Origin of the sequence: Dickeya chrysanthemi NCPPB 402 (assembly GCF_000406105.1) — a bacterium.
Taxonomy (GTDB): Bacteria; Pseudomonadota; Gammaproteobacteria; order Enterobacterales; family Enterobacteriaceae; genus Dickeya; species Dickeya chrysanthemi.
The window spans coordinates 601,029-622,496 of sequence record NZ_CM001974.1; the positions used below are offsets into that span (position 1 = coordinate 601,029).

Genomic DNA, 21,468 nt, shown 5'->3' on the forward strand with positions numbered 1-21,468 from the left:
TGGCAGTAAACAGGCTGATCGCGGCATATCCTATTCACTTTAATTCCTTACAATGTCTCTAATATTTCTTTGCTTGCGCTATTTTAATACTTTGAAAAATAGCCTATAAAATGAATCTGTGGAAAATTAAAAGCAATTTGAAGATAACAGGCTGTCAGGTATATGAAAATCACATCAATTCAGTATTTGCGCGGGCTGGCTGCTTTGCTTGTAGTCGTAGCGCATAATTCTTCCCTGTTGGTGGGTAACTGGACAAAGCATATCCCTGGGGCTCTTGGTGTGGATGTTTTTTTTATAATTAGTGGTTTTATTATGACATTCATTACCCACCATACGCCTGATGGTCCGGTTGCATTTATAGTTAAACGCTTCTTTCGCATATGGCCCGTTTTTTTTCTCGTTTGGCTGCTTTCCTTTATCTTCGTGTACTATGAAAGAAGTTTCAGTCAGATGGCGTGTACACTTTATTTTTGTCTTCAGGACTATAGCCAGCCGGGTCCAACCTTTGGTTACAGTGCTCTTGGCCCGCCATGGACGTTATCCTACGAAATAATGTTTTACTTCATTTTTGCCGTTTCAATGAGCATTAGCCATCGCTATCGCAGTTACATCTGCACGTTGGTTTTCGTGGCTGCCATGACAGGTTTTCAATGGTATTACAACGGTAGCTTTGATTTCTCATCACAGGTATCGCCAAATATGAGTGTTATACACTGGTGGCAGGCTTGGATTAAGTTGATAAGTAATACCATCGTGTTTGAATTCATCGCCGGTATGTTGCTGGCTGAATTCATGGTCAGGAGCAGAATCAGCCAGTTTCTTTATCGCAGAATAGTGGCAAAAATAGTATTTACTATTGCAATGGTAAGCGCCGTTATTATTGGTCCACAGGTTTTTGGCTTAAGCGGTGGTTTCTGGTTAGCGTTGATTATCATGATTTCGGCTATTCTATTGAGTGATAATAATGAGACCAAATATAATAGGATACTGACTTTCTTTGGGGATATCTCCTATTCACTTTATCTCGTTCACTATCCTGTAATGGTTTTTTTCAGAAACTATTTATCAGACACTACTGCATCCACCGAAAGAGTGACAATATTTATCCTCTCTATTGCTATCAGTATCGTAATATCATCAGTTATGTTCATATGGGTTGAAATGCCTTCAATTCGGTCAGGGAAAAAGATAGCGGGAATTTTATCTACGAGGATGAGATCTTATCAGCCTTGAGCTTTAGCTATATTGGCTTGGGGAGCAGGGAGGATATAGGTATTGCGCTGGTGACAGGTTAGCCTTCCATGGCTCGCAGGCGAGCTTTGGCCGCTGCGTTTCGATTACCTTAAAGGTGTTGCTGATGCGTTCCAACTGCTCTTAGACGTCTGGCATGCACTTTCTGCTGATGGCAGCGTGCGGGAGTACCTGGCCATGCTTCTTACCCAGCCCCTCTGCCTCGCGCACTTTCTGTCCACCTTAGTATCCACGTTCGCGAAAATGTCCATGGTAGGGGATAAGACGAGGAATGAAAGGTGGTCTGAACAAGGTGCTTACCTATATGTAACTATTTAGTCACATTAATTGCATAACATATGTCTGTATTTGTCATCATTGCGTGAGTACCGAACGGGGAGTCGCGCGAGAACCGGAATGAGAGCAAGAGGACATAGTCGAGCATGACTGACAAGATTAAGCACCTGAGCGCCGATGCGCTGAATGTCGATCGCCTGAGTAATCCCGCCCGTCGTAAATTGTTAGGCAATGCGGGCGCGCTGGGACTGGCAGGTTTCCTGGGCGGCGGTATCTGGTCTTTTCCGGTAACGGGATTGGCGGAAGGCCAGCCGGCTGGCAGCAAACTGTTGGGTTTCAAGGGGATTGCGGCTTCCGCCGAGGATCATATCGTCATTACGCCCGGCTACCGGGCTGAGGTGTTGATCTCCTGGGGCGATCCGCTGGTAGATGGCGCCCCGGCGTTCCATGCCGAAGGCAAGAACAGTGCTGCCGATCAGGAAAAACAGTTTGGCGATAACAACGATGGCATGAGTTTTTTCCCGATTGATGATCGTCACGGCGTGATGGCGATCAACAACGAATATGTGAACGAGCAGTATCTGTTTGCGCATGGCGGTGCCAAAGCCGCCAGCCTGGAAGATGTCCGTAAATCTCAGGCGGCGCATGGTGTATCGGTGGTTGCAGTGAAACGCGTCGCGGAATCGGCACGCTGGGAAGTGGAGCGCCCTTCACGTTATAACCGGCGTATCACGGTAAATACGGCGATGACGTTCAGCGGCCCGGCGGCGGGTCATGCATTGCTGAAAACCGCCGCCGACCCTCAGGGGATGAACGTGTCAGGCACCTTCGGCAACTGCGCCAACGGTAAAACGCCTTGGGGCACTTATCTGACTTGTGAAGAGAATTTCGATACTTATTTCGGTACCCGACAAGCCGATTACCAGACAACGCCGGAACAGAAGCGCTATACACTCAAAGTTCATGAACCGGAACGCAACTGGGTGGATTTTGACGAGCGTTTTGATGTTGCGAAGCACCCCAACGAATTCAACCGGCATGGCTGGATTGTGGAGATCGACCCGCTGAACCCAACGTCCACCCCCGTGAAACGTACTGCGCTGGGGCGCTTTAAGCATGAGAACGCGGCGGTGACGGTGGCGAAGAGCGGCCATTTGGTGGTGTATATGGGGGATGATGAACGCGGTGAATTCATCTACAAATACGTGTCCAACGGCAAGGTGGATCATGCCAATCCCTCGGCTAATTCTCGTTTGCTGGATGACGGCGTGCTGTACGTGGCACAGTTTGACGGCGATGCATCCGGTACGCCGCTGAAAGGCAAAGGGCACTGGGTAGCGCTGGAGTTCGGCAAGAATGGATTGACGCCGGAGAACGGATTCAACAGTCAGGCTGAAGTGCTGATCTTTGCCCGTAAGGCGGCTTCGCAGGTGAATGCGACGCGTATGGATCGCCCGGAATGGATTGCGGTTAATCCACATGATGGCCGCGCCTATTGTACGCTGACCAATAACAGCAAACGCGGTGAAGAAGGTATGCCGGTTAATGCAGCCAATCCCCGACCGAACAACATCTATGGTCAGATCATTCGCTGGGACGAAAACGGCGATGCGACAGCGGAGGTATTCGGCTGGGACATGTATGCATTGTGCGGCAACCCGGCAGCGCATCCGGACGGCATTAATCGCGGTACGCCGAATATCACGGTGGAAAACAGTTTCAACAGCCCCGATGGGTTGGGGTTCGATCACGATGGCCGTTTGTGGATCCTGACCGACGGTAATTACAGCAACAAAGGTGATTTCGTCGGGCAGGGTAATAACCAGATGTTGGCGGGCGATCCGACCAGCGGCGAGATCCGTCGTTTTATGGTCGGGCCTAAATCCTGTGAGCTAACCGGCATTGCATTTACGTCTGATTACCGCACGATGTTCGTGAATGTGCAGCACCCCGGCGAAAAAGGGGATTCGCATTTCCCCAATAACAGCGTGCGGCCTCGTTCATCGGTTGTCATGATCACCCGTGAAGATGGCGGTGTGATCGGGGCGTAATGGCGTGAGGCGTGTTTCACCGGCGGCGATGCCGCCGGTCGTATCAGATGATGACGGAGGCCGCATCGGCCTGCGGCGCCATCAGTGATGGCTGGGTAAAATAGCGCTGATCTTCCCAGCGCAGACAGGTGAGCGCCCCGCCCCAGCAACAGCCGGTATCCAGCGCGTAGATACCTTCCGGCGTGCCTTTTCCTTCCAGCGATGCCCAGTGGCCGAACGCGATGGCGTATTCGGCTGGAACCGGGCCCGGCAGATCAAACCAGGGTTTGAGCAGCGACGGTGCCTGTGACGGCGCCTCTTTACACAGCATATCGAGCTGACCGCCGGAAAAGCAGTAGCGCATGCGGGTAAATACGTTGGTGCTAAAGCGCAGACGTGCCAGCCCGCTCAGTTCCGGGCTCCAGTGATTCGGCATATCGCCGTACATGGCATCCAGAAACAGTGGGTAACTGTCGCTGCTGAGGATCGCTTCCACTTCCCGGGCGCACATTTTGGCGGTATCCAGATCCCACTGTGGCGTAATGCCGGCATGGGCCATCACCAGTTTGCGTTCCTCATCCACCTGTAACAGCGGCTGACGGCGCAACCAGTTGATCAGGTCGTCCACGTCCGGCGCCGACAACAGCGGATCCAACCGATCCTTGGGTTTATTACGGCTGATACCGGCGTAGACCGCCAGCAGATGCAAATCGTGGTTGCCGAGTACCAGGCGTACCGCATCACCCAGCGAACGGACATAGCGCAGCACGTCCAGTGAATCCGGGCCGCGGGCAACCAGATCACCGGTCAGCCACAGTACGTCGCTCTCGGGATTAAAGGAAACTTGCGCCAGCAGCGCTTTGAGCTCGACGGCGCAGCCGTGAACATCGCCAACAAGATAGGTCGCCATAATCTTTCAGTGTATCAGTGAAGGGATGGCCAGACGGAATACCGTAATAGGAACCTGAAATGTTTCACCCTGATGGTCAATCATCTGGTAGTGGCCTTCCATGGTGCCCATCGGGGTTTCCAGAATAGCACCGCTGGTGTACTGGAATTCGCTGCCCGGTTGGATTACAGGCTGCAGGCCGATTACGCCTTCACCCTGGACTTCGGTTTGCTTGCCGTTACCGTTGGTAATCACCCAGTAACGGCTAAGCAGCTTGACATCATGACGACCCAGATTGCGGATAGTGATGGTATACGCGAAGACGAAGCGGCCTTCTTCCGGCTGAGATTGTGCTTCCACATAGAAGCTCTGAACCTGTATACACACTCGGGGCGCATTCATCATGACGACAACTCCAGCTTATTCCTGCGATGTGGGATGCGCGGTCAGCCACTCGGCCAGACGGCAGTATTGCGCAATGGTGACGTTTTCCGCCCGGGCGTTCGGATCAACTTCCAAAGCGGTTAATTGCTCCGGTGTGAACAGGTTACCCAGGCTGTTACGCAGTGTCTTGCGCCGCTGATTAAAGGCTTCCGTGGTAATCCGGCTCAAAATACGGGTATCGACGGTCGGATACGGCGACGTCGTGTGCGGCACCAGTCGCACTACCGCAGAATCCACTTTCGGGGCCGGTTTGAAGGCGGTCGGCGGCACTTCAAGCACCGGAATAACCTGACAATAGTACTGCGCCATTACAGTCAGACGGCCATAAGCCTTGCTGTCCGGCCCTGCGACCAGCCGATTGACCACCTCTTTTTGCAACATGAAGTGCATGTCGCGAATAGCCTGAGTATAGCTGAACAGGTGGAACATCAGCGGTGTTGAAATATTATACGGCAGGTTACCAAAAACCCGCAGCGGTTGTCCCGCCTGTTGTGACAGTGCGGCGAAATCTACGGTCATCGCATCCTGCTGGATGATGGTCAGTTTATCCCTGAGCGTTGGGTGGACTTCCAGTCGGGCGGCCAGATCGCGGTCGAGTTCCACCACGGTAAAGCTGTCGATACGTTCGCCGACCGGAATGGTGAGCGCCCCCAAGCCTGGGCCGATTTCCACTATGGCCTGACCCGGCAACGGGTGAATGGCGGAAACAATACTGTCGATCACAAACTGATCGTTGAGAAAATTTTGGCCAAAACGCTTACGGGCGAAGTGACCTTGATGGACGCGATTATTCATTACGGTTAGCAATCATATGTAGAGCGAGGTTTAATGCGGTGCGGAAGCTGCCCGGATCGGCCTGGCCGCTACCGGCAAGTTCCAGCGCGGTGCCATGGTCGACGGACGTGCGGATAAACGGCAGCCCCAGCGTGATATTGACGGCCCTGCCGAAGCCTTGATATTTCAACACGGGCAGGCCCTGATCGTGATACATCGCCAGCACGGCGTCGGCGTGTTCGAGATACTTGGGTTGGAACAAGGTATCGGCCGGCAACGGACCGACCAACTGGACGCCGGACTGACGAAGTTCATCCAGTGCCGGAATAATGACATCCAGTTCTTCACGTCCCATGTGGCCGCCTTCGCCGGCGTGCGGGTTCAGCCCACAGACGTAGATGACCGGCTGGGCGAGGCCGAACTTGCGCTGCAAGTCCTGATGCAGAATGGTGATGACTTCGTGCAGGCTATCACGGGTGACGGCATCCGATACCGCTTTTAGCGGCAGATGGGTAGTCGCCAGCGCGACGCGCAGCTCCTCGGTCGCCAGCATCATCACCACGCGCGCGCAGTGGCTGCGCTCGGCGAAAAACTCGGTGTGACCGGAAAACGGAATACCCGATTCGTTGATAATGCCCTTGTGCACCGGGCCGGTAATCAACGCGGCGAAGTCGCCATGCAGACAACCGTCGCAAGCACGGGTTAGCGTATCCAGCACATAGCGGCTGTTCGCCACGTTCAGTTGCCCCGGCACCACGGCGGCGTCGGTGGAAACAGGCAGCAGCGTTAACGTTCCTGCGATTTGTGGCTGCGCCGCCTGCTGCGGCTGAAATTCACGCAATGTCAGCGGCAGTTTCAGCGTCAGCGCACGGCTTAGCAGCAGCTCTGCGTCAGCACATACCACCAGCTCCACCGGCCAGTCTTGCTGAGCCAGCGCCACCACTAAATCAGGACCAATCCCGGCGGGTTCGCCGGGGGTGATCACCACTCGCTGCACCTGCATTTCAGTTGGCATCAGTTCTGGCCATTCAGGATTTTCACATAAGCCGCGGCGCGTTTTTCCTGTATCCAGGTTTGCGCTTCCTCGGCGAATTTACGGTTAAACAACATGCGATAAGCACGTTCTTTCTGCGCCGCGTCGGTCTTGTCCACCTCACGGGTGTCCAGCAGTTGAATCAGGTGCCAGCCGAAAGAGGAGTGTACCGGCGTGCTGATTTCGCCTTTTTTCAGTTGGGTCAACGCGTCGCGGAACGCCGGGTCATACATCTCCGGCGATGCCCAACCCAGGTCGCCGCCCTGATTAGCGGTCCCCGGATCCTGTGACAGCTGTTTGGCGGCATTGGCGAAACTGAGTTTGCCGTTCTTGATTTGGCCGGCTACCTCTTCCAGTTTGGCTCTCGCTTGCGCGTCATTCATGACTACCGACGTCGTCAGCAGGATGTGACGGGCATGCACTTCGGTTACGGAAACGGCTTGAGCACCGCCACGGGTATCGTTCACACGCAGGATATGGAAGCCGACGCCGGAACGAATCGGCCCGACGATCTGCCCCTTCTGTGGATTGGTCAAACGCTCGGCGAACAGCGTTGGCAATTCCTGCGGACGCCCCCAGCCCATTTGCCCGCCTTTCAACGCTTGCGGATCGGCGGAATAGGTGATGGCCAGTTTGCCGAAATCAGCGCCTTGAGACGCTTCTTTTACCAGACGATTAGCCAGATTTTCTGCCTTATCAACCTGATCCTGCGTCGGGTTTTCCGGCAACGGCAGCAGAATCTGACTCAGATTGACCTCCGGGCCGTTTGCTCCCTGGCTGGCGAGCTGCTGCGCCAGTGAGTCCACTTCCTGCGGCAGCACGGTAACGCGGCGGCGCACTTCGCTGTTCCGCACGTCGGCAATGATCATGTCTTTACGGATTTGGCCGCGGTAAGTGTCAAAGCTGACGCCTTCAGCCGCCAGACGGCTGCGCAATTGGTCGATGCTCATACGGTTTTGCGCCGCAATGTTGGCAATGGAGCGATCCAGTTGTTCATCAGTGACTTGTACGCCCATCTTCTGCGCCATTTGCAGAATAATATTATCCATGATCAAGCGCTCCAGAATCTGATGACGGAGCGTAGCGTCGTCCGGTAACTGCTGACCGGCTTCTTGCGCGTTCAGTTTGACGGACTGTAGCAGGCTATTGATATCGCTTTCCAGAACCACACTGTTGTCGACGACCGCGGCGATCTTGTTGACCTCCTGCGGGGCCGCAAACGCCATGTTGGCACTCAGTGCCAGTCCCAGAACAAGCGCTCTCCAGTTCTTCATACCTTTCCCGTTAATTTTATCCGCCAGGGCGGGTTAAATGTTTAATCGCTACCGGTCATTAGACGTTTCTTGTCGCCAGAGTTCCCGGCGTTACATCATCAGAACGCACGCTGGTAAGGCAAAATACCGGTTTTCAGCATTTTTTCCGTTCCCAGGCTGTAATTGCTGCTCAGACCGCGGAGTTCAAAGCTAAAGCCGAGCTTATTGTCGTAAAGGCTTTTGCTGGTGACATTGTCCCATTTGGTGATTTTGCGCTCATAACCAATGTTGACGGCCCAACAGCAGGTATTGTATTGCAAGCCCACTAACTGGTCGGCCGGCTGGTTTGCCTTGGTATCATAGTAGTAGGCGCCGACGATGGCCCAACGATCGGACAACGGCCAGCTGGCGGTTGCGCCTACCTGAGAAATGCCTTGCTGGAAACCAGGGTTGTTTATGGTTGGCAGCGTTGCCTGAATATATTTCGAGCTGGCGAAACGATAGTTCAACTGGAACATACGTTCGCCGCCGCCGCGGTATTCCAGAACCGCATCGCCGAGCGTGAAATCTTTCAGACGTTCATCGTACTGCGCGCCGCCGCGGATGCCCCAATTGTCGGCAAACTTCCAGTAGCTGTCGCCCGCCCAGCTCAGGCTGCCACGGTCGTCGTTCTGATCGATGCTCGAATTGGAGCCTGTGCGTGGGTGATCAAAGTAATAAATCTGCCCCAGAGAGGCATTGAACCGTTCTGTTAACGTATCGTCATACAAGCGCGTCGTCACACCGCTTGATACCTGATTGGCGGAGGCGATGCGATCCAAACCGCCGAAGGTACGGTCGCGAAAGAGACCGGCATAGTCGGCCTGCAGCAGCGTAGAGTCATAAGCACGAACCGAAGACTGGTCACGGTACGGTATATACAGGTATTGCATCCGTGGTTCCAGCGTCTGGGTATAACCTTTCGCCCAATCCATATCGCGCTCAAACACCATCTTACCGTCAGTTTTAAACTGCGGCATGACACGGTTGACGTTGTCTTTTAGTTGCTGCGCTTCCAATTGCTGGGCGGAGGTATTATTCGGATTGGCCCTGTAGGTATCCAGGTTTTCCTGCTGATAGTGAGTCGCCATCAGCTTGGCTTCGGTATTCAGACTGGCCCACTGATTTGACATGGGCAACGACAGCGTCGGCTCTATGTGGAATCGAGTGGCGTCCGGCAGACTCGGATTAACGTTGGTAAATTTGGCAGCCTGGCCATAAAGGTATAAATCAAAGGGGCCGATGTCATTCTGGGCGAAATTGATATCCAACTGCGGCATAGCACGGTATACATCGCGATTAGCCAGGTTGCTGAATATTTGATACTGGCGAGTTGATACTGTGGCGTCCCAGTTACGGGTGGCGTAACCCAGGCTGAATTTCTGAGTGGCATAGCCGTCAGTGGTGTTGCCGTAGACGGAGTCCAGATCGGTGAAATAGTTCTGATCACTGACCTTGGTATAGTCGACATTAATACGCCAGACCTGATCGACTACCCCAGTATGTTGCCAGTGGAACAACCAGCGAGTGTAATCGTCGTCAGGGGCGTAGCCCGATTTTCCAGACAGCACATCGTTTTTATACTGTTTATCGTTTTGCAACCAGTCGAATTCGACCACGCTAAAACCAAAACGAGACAGATTACGGAATTCGTTCTGCCACTGAGTGCCGCGATTGGTTTGTACATGCGGCGTGATGGTAGCGTCATAGTCAGGCGCGATATTCCAGTAATAAGGCGTAACCAGCTCAAAGCCATTACTATTGCCGTATTTAGCGTTGGGGATCAGGAAGCCGGAACGGCGCTTATTGCCAATCGGCATTTGCATGTAAGGGCTATAGAACACCGGGACACCGGCGATGCGGAAACGGGCGTTCCAGATTTCCGCCACTTCTTCCTGTCTGTCCTGGATCACTTCCGAACCGACCACACTCCAGCTATCATCACCGGGCAGACAGGACGTAAATGAACCATGATCCAGAATGGTGTAACGGTTATTTTCGCGCTGTTTCATTTTGTCGGCGTCGCCACGACCCTGACGCCCGACCATCTGATAGTCGCCGTTTTCGACGTCGGTATCTTTGGTATTGAGGTTGGACCAGGCGCGCGGACCTTTCAGGATGACCTGATTGTCATCGTAGTGCACGTTACCGATGGCCGTTACGGTGCGAATCGGGTCAGCCTGACCGGCCTGTTGCTGTTGATGCAACTGCACCTGATCTGCGGTCAGCACACGGTTACCTTGCTCAATATTGACGTTACCCGTAAAAACGGCGCTATCCGGGTAGTTCGCCTGAGACTGATCGGCTTTGATGTGCACCGGCAACTGATTGGTATCTCCGGTCACCAGCGGGCGATTATATACGGGAACGCCCGACATACACTGAGAGGCGAGATCGGCCAGCGCATGCTGGCTGTACAGCGCCGACCCAATTAATGAGGCCAGCAGGGTTGGAAAACTTTTTTTCATACGCGGTATCAGGTGTTCCGTCATCAAGGGCATCATGCCGGCAAACGGTCAGAGACTATATCAGTCGCCAGCGTGGCGCCAGCGCAAAATCCCCGCCATTTTCTATGCGTTGCCGTTAGGAGCAAAGATAAATGACGGGTATGATAAAGCAATTTTTGGCCGACGGCATGGGGATTTGAGGAGTATATGCGGTATTGGGGAAAGTTGCTGGGACTCGCGTTGGGGATTGCGTCCAGCGCCGGTGTCGGCGGGTTGATAATCGGACTCCTGCTGGGTCATTTGCTTGACAGAGTCCGTGCATCCCGTCAGCGCGACTTTTTTTCCGCGCAAGCCACCCGACAGGCGCTGTTCTGCCTGACGACCTTTCAGGCGATGGGGCACCTGGCGAAATCGAAAGGGCGGGTGACGGAGTCTGATATTCGTATCGCTACCTCTATGATGGACCGGCTGGAGCTACATGGCGAGGCGCGTAATGCCGCACAGCGGGCGTTTCGTGAAGGTAAGGCCAGCCAGTTTCCGGTACGCAATAAATTACGCAAGTTACGTGATGCCTGTATCGGGCGTTTCGATTTAATCCGCATGTTTCTGGAGATCCAGTTACAGGCTGCGTTTGTGGACGGTGCGTTACATCCGAACGAGCGGCGGCTGTTGTATGTTTTCGCCGATGAGCTGGGGGTGACCCGTGAACAGTTCGAACTGTTTATACGCAACATAGAGCGCAACACTCATCAATCATCAAAACAAAACAGTAATAATGGCTACCAGTCACGGCAGGGCAATACCTACCAGTCGCGACAGGGGAGCAGCCATCAGTCCTGGCAGAATAGCCAGCAGTCATCGCGGCAGGGCAATAAATCTTATCAGCGACGTAATCAATCCTATGGCGGGCAATCCTACGGTCAGCGGCCGCCGATATCGTCGCGTGGGCCGACGCTGGAAAGCGCCTGCCGTACATTAGGGGTTCGTAGCACGGATGACGCCGCGACGGTAAAACGTGCTTATCGTAAGCTGATGAGCGAGCACCATCCGGACAAAATGATGGGTAAGGGCCTGTCGCCGCGCATGATTGATATGGCCAAGCGCAAGGCGCAGGATATTCAGGCCGCCTATGAGTTTCTGAAGATCAATAAGTTTTCTCGCTGACTTCTCTTGTTTCCCGAACACTTGCCTTCTTCTTCCGATTGCCTGCGCTTTCAACGCAGCCCTTTCTAAAGAATCACCGTTTTCAGAAAGAGGAATACGTGCCTGAAGAAGGGCTTAGAAGTCTGCTTCGCAGCGAATTAGAAATCTGCTTCGCAGCGAAAATGCATCGGTGTGTTAAAGACCGGATGGGTGATCGCCAGTTCCTGTGCATGCAGTAATAAACGAGGAGCCAGCGCTTTAGCTTCTGGGTGGGCGTAGAACCCGTCGCCCAGAATCGGATGGCTGAGCGCCAACATGTGGACGCGCAACTGGTGTGAACGCCCGGTGATCGGCATCAGCTTCACGCGGGTGGTACCGTCGTTGTCTCGTGATAACACGGTATAGTGGGTTTGGGCGGGTTTGCCCTGTTCAAAACAGACTTTTTGTTTTGGGCGGTTCGGCCAGTCGCAAATCAGCGGTAGATCGACCAGCCCGTCATCCTGCGTCAGGTGCCCCCAGACGCGTGCAATATAGGATTTCTTCGGTTCCCGTTCACGAAACTGGCGTTTCAATTCCCGTTCCGCCGCTTTGGTCAGCGCCACCACCATTACGCCGCTGGTGGCCATGTCCAGACGATGGACGGATTCGGCCGTAGGAAAGTCGGCCTGAATGCGGGTCATGATGCTGTCCTTATGTTCTTCGGCACGGCCGGGAACGGAGAGCAATCCGCTGGGTTTGTTCACCACCATGATGTGCTGATCCTGGTACAGGATGTGCAGCCAGGGATCGCGGGGCGGGTTATAGGGTTCCATGAAGGCTCCGGCATCGCGGCAAGGGCAGGCCCTGCCGCGAAGTAGGTAGATAACCGATGGGGCTTACTGGTGCGCCACCATCACCAGACGGATGGCATCCAGACGCCAGTTGGCCTGCTGCAGGTTAAGCAGCACCTGTTCGCGCTGCTCTTCCAGCGCTTCCAGTTCGTCGTCACGGATGTTCGGGTTGACGGCTTTGAGCGCCTCCAGTCGTTCCTGTTCGCGGCGCAACTGCGTTTCGGCATTACGCTGCGCATCGGCGATCAGTGCCTGCGCCTGTGCTTCCACCAGCGGCTGGGCCTTCTGCAGCATGTCGTGTACCTCGTCCTGCACCGCGTTCACCAGCTTGCTGGAGGTGTGGCGATTAACCGCGCTCAGTTGACGGTTGAAGCTCTCGAATTCCACCTGCGCCGCCAGATTGGTGCCTTTGCGGTCCAGCAGGACGCGAATCGGCGTCGGCGGCAGGAAACGGGTCAACTGCAGTTTCTTCGGCGCCTGCGCTTCCACCACATAGATCAGTTCCGTCAGCAGGGTGCCGACCGGCAATGCCTTGTTTTTCAGCAGCGAGACGGCGCAACTGCCGGTGTCGCCGGAGAGGATCAGATCCAGTCCGTTGCGGATCAGCGGATGCTCCCAACTGACGAACTGAGCGTCTTCGCGTGACAAGGCCTGATCGCGATCGAACGTAATGGTGCAACCGTCTTGCGGCAGGCCCGGGAAATCCGGCACCAGCATATGATCGGACGGCGTCAGCACGATCAGGTTATCGCTGCGGTCGTCCTGATGAATGCCGATAATGTCGAACAGGTTGAGGGCGAAATTCACCAGATTGACGTCGTTATCCTGTTCGGCGATCGCCCCGGCCAGCGCCTGCGCTCGCTCGCCGCCGTTGGAGTGCATCTCCAGCAGGCGATCGCGACCTTGCTCCAGTTGGGCTTTCAGCGTGTCATGCTGCTGGCGACAGGTATGGATAAACTCATCCAGCCCGGTTTGTTCGGACGGTTTCGCCAGCAAGTTGATCAACTGCTCGTAGTGGTTGTCATAGATCGCTCGACCGGTTGGGCAGGTATGCTCGAACGCATCCAGCCCTTCGTGATACCAGCGCACCAGCAGCGCCTGAGCGGTGTTTTCCAGATAAGGCACCAGAATCTGAATGTCGCGGCTCTGACCGATACGATCCAGACGACCAATACGCTGTTCCAGCAGATCCGGGTTAAACGGCAGATCGAACATGATCAGATGGCTGGCGAACTGGAAGTTGCGGCCTTCGGAACCGATCTCGGAACAGATCAACACCTGTGCGCCTTCCTCTTCCGAGGCGAAATACGCTGCGGCGCGATCGCGCTCGAGGATCGACAACCCTTCGTGGAACACCGCGGCGCGGATGGCTTCGCGGGTGCGCAGCACCTGTTCCAGTTGCAGTGCGGTGGCGGCCTTGGCGCAGATCACCAGCACCTTTTCATCGCGGTGGCTGGTCAGAAATTCCAGCATCCACTCGACGCGCGGATCGAAACTCCACCAGGTGGCGTTGTCGTCTTCAAACTGCTGATAAATCTGCTCCGGGTAGAGCATGTCGCGTGCGCAATCTTCGGCGGATTTACGGGCATTCATAATGCCGGATACGCGGATCGCCGTCTGATACTGCGTGGGCAACGGCAGCTTTACCTGATGCAACTCGCGTTTCGGGAAGCCTTTTACGCCCTGACGGGTGTTACGGAACAGCACGCGGCTGGTGCCGTGCCGGTCCATCAACATGGTGATCAGTTCCTGACGCGCAGCGGCGCTATCTTCACTGTCGCTGGCGATGGATTTCAGCAGCGGCTCGATATCCTGCTCGCCCAGCATCTCGCCGAGCGTATTACGTTCGCTGTCGCTGATACGGTTGCCGCTGAGCAACAGAGTGACCGCGTCGGCGACCGGGCGGTATTGCTGCTGTTCGGCGATAAACTCGTGGTAGTCATGGAAACGGTTCGGATCGAGCAGACGCAGACGGGCGAAGTGGCTCTCCTGACCTAATTGTTCCGGCGTTGCCGTCAGCAGCAGCACGGCGGGGATGGCGCGCGCGAGACGCTCAACCGCTTTATAGCTGGCGCTGGGTGCCGCTTCGCTCCATGCCAGATGGTGCGCTTCGTCCACGACCAGCAGGTCCCAATCGGCGTCCAGCAGTTGTTCGAAGCGTGATGGATTGCGGCGCACAAAATCCAGCGAGCAGATGATCAGCTGCTCGGTTTCAAACGGGTTGTCGCTGTCGAGGCGGGCTTCGGCGTAACGCTCATCGTCGAACAGCGAGAACAGCAGGTTGAAGCGGCGTAACATTTCCACCAGCCACTGATGTTGCAGCGTTTCCGGCACCACGATCAGTACGCGTTCCGCGCGACCTGCCAGCAACTGCTGATGGATAATCATGCCGGCTTCGATGGTTTTGCCCAGACCCACTTCGTCCGCCAGCAGTACGCGCGGCGCATGGCGCTGACCTACTTCACGGGCGATGTGCAACTGATGCGGAATCAGGCTGGCGCGCATACCGCGCAATCCACCCCAGGGTTGCAGCGCCTGCTCGTGCTGGTGGCGATGCGCGCGATAACGCAGCGCGAAGCGATCCATCCGGTCAATCTGGCCGGCGAACAGCCGGTCTTGCGGTTTATTGAAGGTCAGTTTGCTGTCGAGGAACACTTCCCGCAGTTCGGCGGGCTCATCGGTGTCCAGACGCTGACCTAGATAAGTGCGCAGACCCTTTTCGTCACGAACGTCTTCCACCCGTAACTGCCAGCCCTCGTGGCTGGTGACGGTATCGCCGGGATTGAACATGACACGGGTAATAGGCGCGTCACTCCTGGAATAGAGGCGGTTTTCGCCGCTGGCCGGAAACAGCAGAGTCACCATGCGGGCATCCATCGCCACTACCGTACCCAATCCTAAATCGCTTTCTGTGTCGCTGATCCAGCGTTGACCAAGTGTAAAAGGCATAAATTCTAAGCTCGATACTCGTCGTTGTCGGAGAATGTCTGAACAGGAGGCCGCCGACCCCTGCGTCCGGCAATACCTTACCCGCCCTGCGCGACAATGATGATGTCGTGCACAGCCTGTGATGCGGGTGTGGGGAGCGCCCCGGATGTAATTGACCGTTGTCTAAATGACCGTTGTCTAAATGACAGACGTGGGCCCACGCCTGATATTTTTGAAAGGGCGCTATGGTACTGGATGGTGACCTGTTCGTCACCTGTCAGGCACCACCGGATTGTCAAAATAGCCCCATCTGTCCGGTAATCAGTGTAGCAAAATCATCGTGAATGAAAGGCAGGATAGCATCGGCCACCGGTTGCAGCTGTTTTTCCACATAGTGATTGTAATCCAGCATTGAGTGACGATTCTCCAGCGGTTCCGGGCCGTTCACCGTGATGACGTAGCTTATCCAGCCGCCGCTCTGGTACTGCAAAGGGCGGTCGTGCCGGCGGTTGTAGTCGTCGGCCATTCTGGCGGCGCGTACCTGCGGTGGCACGTTGCGCTGATAGTCGCTCAGTTTATGACGCAGACGTTTGCGGTATACCAGCAGGTCGTCGTGCTCGCCGTTCATCGTTTTCGCCACGTACTCCCGTACCCACTCCTGATACGGTTCGCGGTGGAAGATGCGCTGGTAAAGCTGTTGCTGGAACTGCTGTGCCAGCGGCGTCCAGTCGGAACGCACCGTTTCCAGCCCTTTGAACACCATCTGTTCGCCCTGTGCCGTTACTGTCATGCCGGCGTAGCGCTTTTTACTGCCCAGTTCGGCACCGCGGATGGTGGGCATCAGAAAACGGTGAAAATGGGCTTCGTACTCCATCTCCAGCGCGCTGATCAACCCGTGTTGCTGGTGCAGATGCTGCTGCCACCAGTCATTGATATACGCCACCAGTTCATGCCCAATGATGTTCGCTTCGTCCTCGCCGTGGGCGTGCTTCAGCCAGACGAAGGTCGAGTCGGTGTCGCCGTAAATCACCTGATAACCTTTGGCTTCAATCAGGGAACGGGTCTGACGCATGATCTCATGGCCACGCAGGGTGATCGAGGAGGCGAGGCGTGGATCGAAAAAGCGGCAACCGCTGGACCCCAGCACGCCGTAAAACGCATTCATGATGATTTTTAACGCCTGTGATAACGGCTTGTTGTTTTCCTGCTTGGCGAGGTCGCGTTCATGCCAGATTTCTTCCACGATGGCGGGCAGGCAGTGCTGGCGGCGGGAAAACCAGGCGCCGCGAAAACCCTCTACCGCATGCTGTTCATCGGGTTGCTGCAAGCCGGTGATAAGCCCAACCGGGTCAATCAAAAACGTGCGAATGATGGAGGGGTACAAGCTTTTGTAGTCGAGCACCAGCACTGAATCGTACAGGCCGGGGCGGGAATCCATCACGTAGCCGCCGGGGCTGGCTTCCGGCGGCACCTCGCCGAGGTTGGGCGCCACGAACCCGGCCCGGTGCATACGCGGCAGGTAGAGGTGGGTAAACGCCGCTACGGAACCACCGCTGCGGTCCGCCACCAGTCCGGTGACACTGGCGCGTTCCAGCAAAAAATCGATCAAATGGGTTTTCTCGAAGATACGCGTCACCAGTTCGCAGTCTTTCAGGTTGTAACGCGCCAATGCAGGTTTGTCCTGCTGAAAGCGCTGTTCGATTTCCTCCAGCCGCTGGTAAGGATTATCACTGGCTTTCCCCTCACCCAGCAGCGACTGGGAGACGAATTCCAGGCTGAACGAGGCAAAATTCCAGGTGGCGGACTTCAGCGCTTCGATGCCATCGACGATCAATCGACCCGGCGCACCGGCGAAAAAATGCCCCGGCCGGTAACCATGCTCGCGCCATTCCAGTTCCTGGCCGCTGCGTCCGAGCCGCAGCGGGATACGGTAACGCTCAGCGTGCTGTTGCAGTACCCGTAGATCGAACTGCACCAGATTCCAGCCGATGATTACGTCCGGGTCATAGGTGTGCAGCCACTGATTGAGTTTTTCCAGCAGTTGTGGACGGCTGGCGACGTACTCCAGCGTCAGGTCGCCAGCATCATCCCTGTTGCCATTTTCTGGCCCCAGCATAAACACCTGACGCTGGCCGCACCCTTCCAGGCCGATACAGTAAAGCTCGCCGTGACGGCTGGTTTCGATATCCAGCGACACGGTTTTCAGCGGTGGGCGATAATCCGGTGCGGGTTTTAGCTTCACGTGATCGATCAAGCCGTCGGCAGTCTCTTCGCCACTGAACCAGACCGGTGCGGTGATAAACCGCTCCATCAGAAACCGCTCCGGCGGGCGGATATCTGCCTCGTACACCGGAATTCCCGCTTCCTGCAGTTTCTTCTCCAGACGCAGCAACTGGCGGTAGTGCAGGCAGTAGAGCCCGAGTTGCGGTTCGTGGTGGAAGTTTTTCAGCGTCAGCGGCCGCAGTTGCCAGTGCTTTTCACCGCTCAATAACCGGCTAATCTGCGCCTGATGGCGCACGGGGACAAACGCCACCGCCTGCTGTGGAGATAACCTGACCCGGCAGGGGCCGGTGTCGGTTGCCAGCCAGCATTCGACCAGCACGCCGGCGGGCGTGTCCTGCCAGTGGCGGGTCAGTACAAATCCCTGACGCGGTGGGGAAAGGGTCATGGCGTATTGTCGGATGAGTAAGTGGAGTAATGCAATGAATTATGGATATATATACAGTCCTTGTCCAGTTTCAGGACTTGTTTCAATAGAGCTGTCCACTTGCTGGTTAAGCATTAAATTATTATAGTGACCTCGCTACTTTTTTATATCATCCATAATATGGAATTAAAGGGCATTTCATGGCCAATATCATTTATCTGAAAATAGAAGGTAAAAATCAGGGGCTGATCTCTTCGGGGTGTGGATCTTATGACTCAATGGGGAATAAATGGCAAAAAGGTCATGAAAATGAGATTTTTGTCTATGAGCTAAACAATGCAGCAGAGCGCATCGATAATGTTGCATATCAACCTGTTGAAATTAGGAAGCCCATTGATAAATCGACACCATTATTATTGAGCGCATTAAACGAGAATGAATATTTAACCTGTGCTTTCATTTTCTATCGAACCTCAGAGAATGGGGGGGTGGAGCAATATTTCTCAATAAAATTGACCGATGCAAAAGTAAAAAATATCAGAATGCACTATCCCAGTTCAATAACGCACAATGAATATCAACCAGAAGAGTTTATCTCTTTTACTTATAAAAACATGTTATGCGAACATGTCAAAGCCGGAACCAGTGCTTATTGTATTTGGGAAAGCCAGCTGTTTTAACTGGCAGTCATGTTGTTAGCTTGTCAGGCACCTAATTTAATTCAGGTGCCTGATAATTGAATGACTTTAATCGGGTATGGAATTCTAGTTTTCTTCGAGGTATTTCCTGAGGTCGATAATGCTTTTCTTCTCAGAGTAAAACTGTAGTTTTTCAATTATATGACTTACGTCTGCTATTGTTTTTCTGTCTTTATCTAATTCAAGTAAAAAATAGTTTTGCGATGTTCTGTCGCGTAATGCTACGGTATAAACAAAACCAATGAACGTTTTTCCTTTAACTTCAATTTTTCCTACCGCATCGAGACTCAGGCAGGTCACCGTTTCAAAAAATCCCCGACCGATAGAGACTTTTATATCTGAGATATTTTTATTATCTGAAGACCATCCAATGAAACAGAGCGGTTCAATGTTGTTGTAATATCCTTCTGCGGGTACGATAGTGCCTATGTATTTTCCGTTTTCGCTGATGTCGAAAGTCTGATCTTTCTGTATTTTTATGCGGCTGATATCTGATGCTTGGCCTTTTATTATCAATTTCTTCAATATGCTACTCTCATTAATTTTAGTTAGTTTAATAGTAGAATATGAACTCAATGGAATTATTAATATGAGTATTGCCAACAGAACTTTCATTCTTTATCTTCCATCACCTTTTTAAGATGTCTTCTGATTGCAGAAATACTTTTTCTTTCATTGGTATTTTGCAGAGGTTCTACAAGTTTACTTTTATCTACAATAGCTCTTCTATCCTGATCTAGCGTCAATAAAAAATAATTTTGCTCCGTTCTATCATCAGGTAAACCGACTGAATAAACAAATCCAATGAATACCTTTCCTGCGGATTCTATTTTTCCTAGCGCGTCAAGGGTTTCGCATTGTGAAAACTCAAAGTCACCATTCCCCATTGATAAGACAATATTGGATATTGTCTTCTTGTCAGTAGACCAGCCAATAAAACAAACCGGATAGTAATTTTTATAAAATCCTTTTCCTGGTATTATTGTTCCTATGTTTTTATTGTTTTCATTAATGTCAAAAATTTGCTCTTCTTGTATTTTTATATCAATAATGCCTCTTTGATTTGCATCTTCAATGGCTTGTTTTGTCAGTGACTCTTCATTGTTTTTTATTAAGTTAATTGATGCGTAAGAGTGCAACGATATTACCATAAAGAATATCATTGATATCGCTCTCATTCTTTTTTCTCCTTGGTGTTTTCAAGATATTTTCGGAGTGCAGTAATGCTTTTTTTCTCACCATTATTCTGTAGTTCATCAATAACTGTACTTTTATCTACGATCGTTCTTTTATCTTTATCCAGCTCAAGCAAAAAGTAGTTTTTTGCTCGTCTATCTCTTAACCCAACAGTATAAACGAAGCCTATATATGTTTTATCGCTAACGTCTATTTTCCCCACTGCATCGAGGCTTAAACAGGTTGAATTTTCAAAATCACCCTGACCAATAGATGGCACAATATTGCTGATTTCTTTTTTGTCTATCGACCAACCAATAAAACATAGTGGATTATATTGTTTATAGTACCCTTCGGCAGGAATTAGTGTTCCTAGATATAGCCCATCCTTTTCTATTTCAAATGTTTGATCTTTTTCTATGTTGATATCGCTTATCTCTAATGGTTTTGTTTTTTCAGTAAGTTGCCTGGAAAAATCAATGTTTTCAGGTTTTTTTAAGTTTATAGATGCGTAAGATTCGAATGATAATAATATGATTAAGTATGTCAGGAGTTTTTTCATTTTTTATCCTTATCTATTTGTTAGTAGATTATAGTTGTTAGCTATAATTAAATCATATTTTTTCTTTTCGTAATCCTTGCCATTATAGTGTCTTGCAAATTTTTTCCAGTCTTTATGTTGTAGCGCTGAAAGTAGAACTGTTGAGCTTTTTATATGATTGATGAAGGCAAATACTTGCCCATTAATATGACTCATCGCGGCTACGAAACTTTCGATATCATCAAAGCCAGCTGTTCTATAATTTGCCCCCATAATCTGGAAAGCTCCCCATGAGGCCGACATTAATGCTGCTCGCCTGTCTAGTCTTATTGCTTGTTCAAGCCGCTCGTATTGACGGTTATTTGAACCATAACGATCGTATTGATCACCCGATATATCCGGATGCGACCGATCATACCTACCTTGAGTTAGCCGTCGGAAGTAGTGCCGTTCATAAAGTATTTTGGGTTTGCCTGGACTGAGAAATGCGCTATTTAGCGCGGTTTCGGTCATAACAACCGCTTTAATTGCCGCCACTTCGCAGTTTAGCTCTCTGGCTGCATTCAGGTAGAGCTCTTCGGAAACGCTGTCGCCGGAATTGGCAGAGAACGATGGCTGAGAGGTTGCCGGGCGTCGGGTGTGAAGATGGTTTAATTTGCTCAGTGTAGGTCCGTGCGGGGAGACAATACCGTCAGGCGTACCCATTCCTACTATCTGGCGCTGAAAGTGGATAATGGCTGCCTGTGTTCTGATGCCGACAATACCGTCAACGCTCAGTGTTCCGTTTGAGCGGCTGTTCAGTAACTGTTGAACGGTTTTTACGTCCTCAACCCTGTTGACTTGCCCTTTGCCAACAGGAAAAGCAATCCTCGCTTCTTCCATGAGTCAATCCATTTATTTTCTTAAAGTGATGCTTTTATAACAACAAAAGGGTGCTGCTTCAAGGACATGGCTGTCCAGTCATGGTGAGCTTCGCCTCAGCCGCGTTTTTACTACGATCTGCCATATTCCTGCCGTTTCCTGCTATCATCCCGTTATCTTTGTTCATAAAAAAGCAGAAATGTAGAGG

At 52.6% G+C, this 21,468-nt stretch carries 17 protein-coding genes; 4 read left to right on the top strand and 13 right to left on the bottom strand.

Going from position 1 to position 21,468, the window contains the following annotated elements:
• Positions 1–162: 162 nt before the first annotated feature.
• Together DCH402_RS02795 and DCH402_RS02800 are read left to right on the top strand one after the other, a co-directional pair.
• Positions 163–1,233, top strand: coding sequence for an acyltransferase family protein (locus DCH402_RS02795; RefSeq protein WP_039999562.1), 1,071 nt, complete (start codon positions 163–165; stop codon positions 1,231–1,233).
• A 440-nt stretch (positions 1,234–1,673) separates the two neighbouring features.
• The gene (locus DCH402_RS02800) at positions 1,674–3,578 is read left to right on the top strand and encodes a PhoX family protein (protein WP_039999563.1); all 1,905 of its coding nucleotides are present in this window, start codon (positions 1,674–1,676) and stop codon (positions 3,576–3,578) included.
• Positions 3,579–3,621: 43 nt separating this feature from the next.
• Here the strand turns inward: DCH402_RS02800 and apaH are convergent, their stop codons facing one another.
• The 6 genes from apaH to lptD form a co-directional block, all read right to left on the bottom strand.
• Positions 3,622–4,467, bottom strand: a complete 846-nt coding sequence (gene apaH / locus DCH402_RS02805; RefSeq protein WP_039999564.1) for a bis(5'-nucleosyl)-tetraphosphatase (symmetrical) ApaH — start codon at positions 4,465–4,467, stop codon at positions 3,622–3,624.
• 6 nt (positions 4,468–4,473) lie between these two features.
• On the bottom strand, positions 4,474–4,851 hold the full coding sequence (gene apaG, locus DCH402_RS02810; protein ID WP_039999565.1) for a Co2+/Mg2+ efflux protein ApaG: 378 nt from the start codon (positions 4,849–4,851) through the stop codon (positions 4,474–4,476).
• Between the two features lie 15 nt (positions 4,852–4,866).
• Positions 4,867–5,685: a 16S rRNA (adenine(1518)-N(6)/adenine(1519)-N(6))-dimethyltransferase RsmA gene (gene rsmA / locus DCH402_RS02815; protein WP_039999566.1), complete on the bottom strand. Its 819-nt coding sequence runs from the start codon at positions 5,683–5,685 to the stop codon at positions 4,867–4,869.
• On the bottom strand, positions 5,678–6,679 hold the full coding sequence (gene pdxA / locus DCH402_RS02820) for a 4-hydroxythreonine-4-phosphate dehydrogenase PdxA (protein WP_039999567.1): 1,002 nt from the start codon (positions 6,677–6,679) through the stop codon (positions 5,678–5,680). The genes rsmA and pdxA overlap by 8 nt, the downstream gene beginning before the upstream one ends.
• Complete coding sequence (surA, locus tag DCH402_RS02825) at positions 6,679–7,971, bottom strand: peptidylprolyl isomerase SurA (RefSeq protein WP_039999568.1); 1,293 nt, start codon at positions 7,969–7,971, stop codon at positions 6,679–6,681. Before surA ends, pdxA begins: the two co-directional genes overlap by 1 nt.
• Before the next feature lie 98 nt (positions 7,972–8,069).
• Entirely contained in the window at positions 8,070–10,493 is a 2,424-nt protein-coding gene (gene lptD / locus DCH402_RS02830; RefSeq protein WP_081642121.1) for an LPS assembly protein LptD, read from the bottom strand.
• Between the two features lie 150 nt (positions 10,494–10,643).
• On the opposite strand from lptD, the gene djlA reads away from it, so the two are divergent.
• Positions 10,644–11,600, top strand: coding sequence for a co-chaperone DjlA (gene djlA, locus DCH402_RS02835; protein ID WP_039999569.1), 957 nt, complete (start codon positions 10,644–10,646; stop codon positions 11,598–11,600).
• 137 nt (positions 11,601–11,737) lie between these two features.
• On the opposite strand, the gene rluA is transcribed toward djlA, so the two are convergent.
• The 3 genes from rluA to DCH402_RS02850 all read right to left on the bottom strand — a co-directional run bounded on the left by rluA (position 11,738) and on the right by DCH402_RS02850 (position 18,005).
• A complete protein-coding gene (gene rluA / locus DCH402_RS02840; RefSeq protein ID WP_039999571.1) occupies positions 11,738–12,391 on the bottom strand; it encodes a bifunctional tRNA pseudouridine(32) synthase/23S rRNA pseudouridine(746) synthase RluA in 654 nt (217 codons plus the stop codon).
• A 63-nt stretch (positions 12,392–12,454) separates the two neighbouring features.
• The gene (gene rapA / locus DCH402_RS02845; protein ID WP_039999572.1) at positions 12,455–15,358 is read right to left on the bottom strand and encodes an RNA polymerase-associated protein RapA; all 2,904 of its coding nucleotides are present in this window, start codon (positions 15,356–15,358) and stop codon (positions 12,455–12,457) included.
• Positions 15,359–15,632: 274 nt separating this feature from the next.
• Positions 15,633–18,005, bottom strand: coding sequence for a DNA polymerase II (locus DCH402_RS02850; protein ID WP_039999574.1), 2,373 nt, complete (start codon positions 18,003–18,005; stop codon positions 15,633–15,635).
• A 179-nt stretch (positions 18,006–18,184) separates the two neighbouring features.
• Between DCH402_RS02850 and DCH402_RS02855 the strand changes: the two genes are divergently transcribed.
• Complete coding sequence (locus DCH402_RS02855; RefSeq protein ID WP_039999575.1) at positions 18,185–18,664, top strand: Hcp family type VI secretion system effector; 480 nt, start codon at positions 18,185–18,187, stop codon at positions 18,662–18,664.
• Positions 18,665–18,748: 84 nt separating this feature from the next.
• On the opposite strand, the gene DCH402_RS02860 is transcribed toward DCH402_RS02855, so the two are convergent.
• Genes DCH402_RS02860 through DCH402_RS02875 form a run of 4 tightly spaced genes read right to left on the bottom strand, consistent with a single transcriptional unit; the run spans position 18,749 to position 21,281 of the window.
• Positions 18,749–19,297 carry a hypothetical protein gene (locus DCH402_RS02860; protein ID WP_039999576.1) on the bottom strand — a complete coding sequence of 183 codons (549 nt, stop codon included), beginning with the start codon at positions 19,295–19,297 and terminating at the stop codon, positions 18,749–18,751.
• Positions 19,294–19,860 (bottom strand): hypothetical protein, encoded by a 567-nt coding sequence (locus tag DCH402_RS02865; RefSeq protein WP_039999578.1) that lies wholly within the window; start codon positions 19,858–19,860, stop codon positions 19,294–19,296. Before DCH402_RS02865 ends, DCH402_RS02860 begins: the two co-directional genes overlap by 4 nt.
• Entirely contained in the window at positions 19,857–20,420 is a 564-nt protein-coding gene (locus tag DCH402_RS02870) for a hypothetical protein (RefSeq protein WP_039999579.1), read from the bottom strand. Before DCH402_RS02870 ends, DCH402_RS02865 begins: the two co-directional genes overlap by 4 nt.
• Before the next feature lie 9 nt (positions 20,421–20,429).
• Positions 20,430–21,281: an N-acetylmuramidase domain-containing protein gene (locus DCH402_RS02875; RefSeq protein WP_039999581.1), complete on the bottom strand. Its 852-nt coding sequence runs from the start codon at positions 21,279–21,281 to the stop codon at positions 20,430–20,432.
• Between the last annotated feature and the right edge of the window lie 187 nt (positions 21,282–21,468).